Below are 3007 nucleotides of genomic sequence, written 5' to 3'. Positions count from 1 at the left end.
GTCTGCGGCGTGATACCGCTTTCTGCAGGTCCCGCAGGTCACCACCGAACTTGGACGTTCCATTCTCGTCGTTGGTCAAATTCTGCGTCCTACTGGTCACTGAACCGCCACGACGTCGGCGCATCGCGCTCAACTCGTTTGCGGACTCTTGGGAACCCTACGCGCCCGGCGGCGTATGGTTCCTGAAGATCGACCTGATCGATCCGACAAACCGAGGCGCGGACCACAACGATGACAGCCAGACAGATCGCCGCTGACCTCCCCTATCTCCGGCGATATGCCCGATCATTGACGGGTCATCAGGCCCGTGGCGACACATATGTCCGCGCGACGCTGGAAGCGATTCTCGCCGGGGATGCCATGCTGGAGCCCTCGTTTTCGTCGCGCGTAGGCCTCTACCGGGTGTTTCAGAGCATCTGGGACAGCACCGGCGCGACCCTGGAGCCGGATATCCAGCCCACGCTCAAACCCGATGAGACGTTGCAGAAGATGTCGCCAGCCAACCGCAAGGCGTTCCTCCTGACCACCATGGAAGGGTTCACGGTCGGGGAGGCGTCAAACATACTGTCGGTTTCGCAGGACACCGTCGTGCGTGACGTCGCTTCCGCCCATGTCGACATCGACGCGGCCCTCAAGACGCGTGTGCTGATCATCGAGGATGAGCCCATCATCGCCATGGATATCGAGGCGTTGGTGATGGACCTTGGCCACGATGTCGTCGCGGTGGCGCGGACGCGCGACCAGGCGGTGGCGATGGCGCAGGCGCATCGACCGGGATTGATCCTCGCCGACATACAGCTGGCGGACGACAGTTCCGGCATAGATGCGGTCCAGGACATTCTGGCGAGCTACACCTTGCCCGTGATCTTCATCACCGCGTTCCCCGAGCGACTGCTTTCAGGCGAGAGACCGGAGCCAACCTATCTCATTACCAAGCCCTTCAAGCCCGACACGGTGAAGGCGACGATCGGACAGGCTCTATTCTTCCAATCGTGACCGGCTTCGCTGATTTCCGGCAACCATACGGGTTCTGAGCGGTTGTCCCCACGCCCCTGACCTGGGCGCTCTCAAGGAGAAGACCGATGAACGAAGACACAATGAAGGGCCAGTGGAAGCAACTGGTCGGCGAGGCCAAGCGTCAGTGGGGCAAGCTCACCGACGACGACCTGCTGCGCGCCGAGGGCGATGTCGAGAAGCTCGCCGGTTCGGTCCAGGAGCGCTACGGCGTGACCCGTGACGAGGCCCACGCCCAGGTCAAGACCTGGCGCGAAAATGCATCAAAGGCCGCCGACAGGGCGGGGCTGTGACCCACTCCATGAAACGCCATTCAATCCCGCTGATCCTTGCGGCGCTGGTGATCGGCCTGGCCGGCTGCAACACCGTCGGAGGGGCAGGCAAGGACGTATCATCGGCAGGCAAGGCGGTTACAGGCGCTGCCAATGACGTCAAGGAAGACATCAAGAACTAGGCGCGGCCGCTCGCGCCTCTTCCGTTTGGCTCCGAAGCGACCGGCCTGCGCCGGTGACTTCGGAGCCATTTTCTATCGTCCCTTTGGCGGCGTGGCCGGGTTGAGGAAGTCCTGCGCTTCGAAGCCCTTGGGCGCGGCGACCTCGACGATGGCTTCGGGCCGGTTGTCGTATTCCATGCGCAGGGCGCGGGTGATCACGGCGTGCATGGCATAGAGGGTGGTGATGTAGGTGAACTCGAATATCTCCTCGTCGCTCCAGAAGGTCTTGAGCTTGTCGATCACCTCCAGCGGCGTGCGCCCGTCGCCGGCGGTCAGGCAGTCGGCATAGGCCAGCACCGCGCGTTCCTGATCGCTGAAGACGTCGGAGACGGCCCAGTGGGGCACGGCGGCGATCTTTTCGTCGGAGACGCCGAGCGACCGTAGGGACTTGCAGTGCTGGGAAAAGACAAACTGGCTGGACTTCACCCAGCCGGCGCGGGTCTGGCCCAGCTCGCGCAGAACCGGGTCAATCTTGCGCTCGGGGTGGCGGTAGACGGCGAACCCATCGACGGCGTGCTTGAAAATGTCGGGCGCCAGCGCGAAGACGGTCCACCAGTCGCCGGGTGTGCCGGTGGCGGTGCCGGGCTCGGCGACCGGATCCCGCCCGGCGCCGAACAGGGCGTCATAATAGCGATGGACCACCTCGGAGGTGACCTCGGCGCGGGGCACCTGACGCAGAACGGGCATGGGAAAATCCGGGGCTGGAGGTTAGGTCTCTGAGGGTAACTGACCACGCCGCGTGGCGCAGGCCAAGCCGGGAGAGACCCTGTGATCGATGACAGCGACCTGATGGCGAAGGTGGAACGGCAGTTCATCGGCCTGCCTTCGCCCACATCGCCGCGCGTCGGGGCGGGCGGGCACCCCTGCCAGGGGGTCTATACGACGCCGCGCGGCCAACGGCCCCGAACCGCGTTCATCGCCACTCACTACAATGTGGACTTCTCCGAGCACTATATCGCGCCCTGGCTGGCCGCGCGGGGCTATGGGTTTCTGGGCTGGAATACGCGGTTTCGCGGAGCTGAGGACATGTTCCTGCTGGAACATGCGGTGCTGGATATCGGGGTCGGGATGCGCTGGCTGCGAGAGCAGGCGGGTGTCGAAACCATCGTCATCCTGGGCAATTCGGGCGGCGGCTCTCTTATGGGCGCCTACCAGGCCGAGGCGATCCGGCCAACGCTGGGCGATCTGCTACGCGGGGCGGGGCTGGAAGCGCTGGATGCGCTGCCGAAGGCCGACCTCTATGTTTCGCTGAACGCGCACCTGGGGCGGCCTGATGTGTTGACCGACTGGATGGACGCCTCGGTGACGGACGAGACCGATCCGGTGGCGACGGACGAAAGCCTCAACCCGTTCAACCCGGACAACGGCCCGCCCTATTCGCCGGAGTTTATCACCCGCTACCGGGCGGCGCAGCGGGCGCGGAACCAGCGGATCACCGACTGGGCCAAGAGCGAGCTGGCCCGGCTGAACGCGGCGGGGATTCCGGACCGGCTGTTTCCA

Annotated in this window: 5 protein-coding genes; 4 read left to right on the top strand and 1 reads right to left on the bottom strand. The window is 64.5% G+C overall.

Annotated features, from left to right (window positions below):
- Positions 1-231 precede the first annotated feature (231 nt).
- The 3 genes from ACIQ42_RS17575 (at position 232) to ACIQ42_RS17565 (ending at position 1468) form a co-directional block, all read left to right on the top strand.
- Complete coding sequence (locus ACIQ42_RS17575) at positions 232-996, top strand: response regulator (RefSeq protein WP_397423524.1); 765 nt, start codon at positions 232-234, stop codon at positions 994-996.
- Between the two features lie 86 nt (positions 997-1082).
- A complete protein-coding gene (locus tag ACIQ42_RS17570; protein ID WP_397423523.1) occupies positions 1083-1307 on the top strand; it encodes a CsbD family protein in 225 nt (74 codons plus the stop codon).
- Between the two features lie 8 nt (positions 1308-1315).
- Positions 1316-1468 carry an entericidin A/B family lipoprotein gene (locus tag ACIQ42_RS17565; protein ID WP_397423522.1) on the top strand — a complete coding sequence of 51 codons (153 nt, stop codon included), beginning with the start codon at positions 1316-1318 and terminating at the stop codon, positions 1466-1468.
- A gap of 72 nt (positions 1469-1540) precedes the next feature.
- Here ACIQ42_RS17565 and ACIQ42_RS17560 read toward each other — a convergent pair whose 3' ends face one another.
- Entirely contained in the window at positions 1541-2194 is a 654-nt protein-coding gene (locus tag ACIQ42_RS17560) for a carboxymuconolactone decarboxylase family protein (RefSeq protein ID WP_397423521.1), read from the bottom strand.
- A gap of 81 nt (positions 2195-2275) precedes the next feature.
- On the opposite strand from ACIQ42_RS17560, the gene ACIQ42_RS17555 reads away from it, so the two are divergent.
- On the top strand, positions 2276-3007 hold a 732-nt coding region (locus ACIQ42_RS17555), incomplete at its 3' end, for an alpha/beta hydrolase family protein (protein ID WP_397423520.1).

The organism is Phenylobacterium sp., assembly GCF_044372605.1.
Taxonomy (GTDB): Bacteria; Pseudomonadota; Alphaproteobacteria; order Caulobacterales; family Caulobacteraceae; genus Phenylobacterium.
This window is presented reverse-complemented; position numbering and strand designations above follow the sequence as displayed.

What these genes read in the sequence shown, in the direction of transcription:
- ACIQ42_RS17565 (WP_397423522.1), top strand. Translation starts at nt 1,316, where the DNA reads ATGAAACGCCATTCAATCCCGCTGATCCTTGCGGCGCTGGTGATCGGC.
- ACIQ42_RS17575 (WP_397423524.1), top strand. Translation starts at nt 232, where the DNA reads ATGACAGCCAGACAGATCGCCGCTGACCTCCCCTATCTCCGGCGATAT.
- ACIQ42_RS17570 (WP_397423523.1), top strand. Translation starts at nt 1,083, where the DNA reads ATGAACGAAGACACAATGAAGGGCCAGTGGAAGCAACTGGTCGGCGAG.
- ACIQ42_RS17560 (WP_397423521.1), bottom strand. Translation starts at nt 2,194, where the DNA reads ATGCCCGTTCTGCGTCAGGTGCCCCGCGCCGAGGTCACCTCCGAGGTG.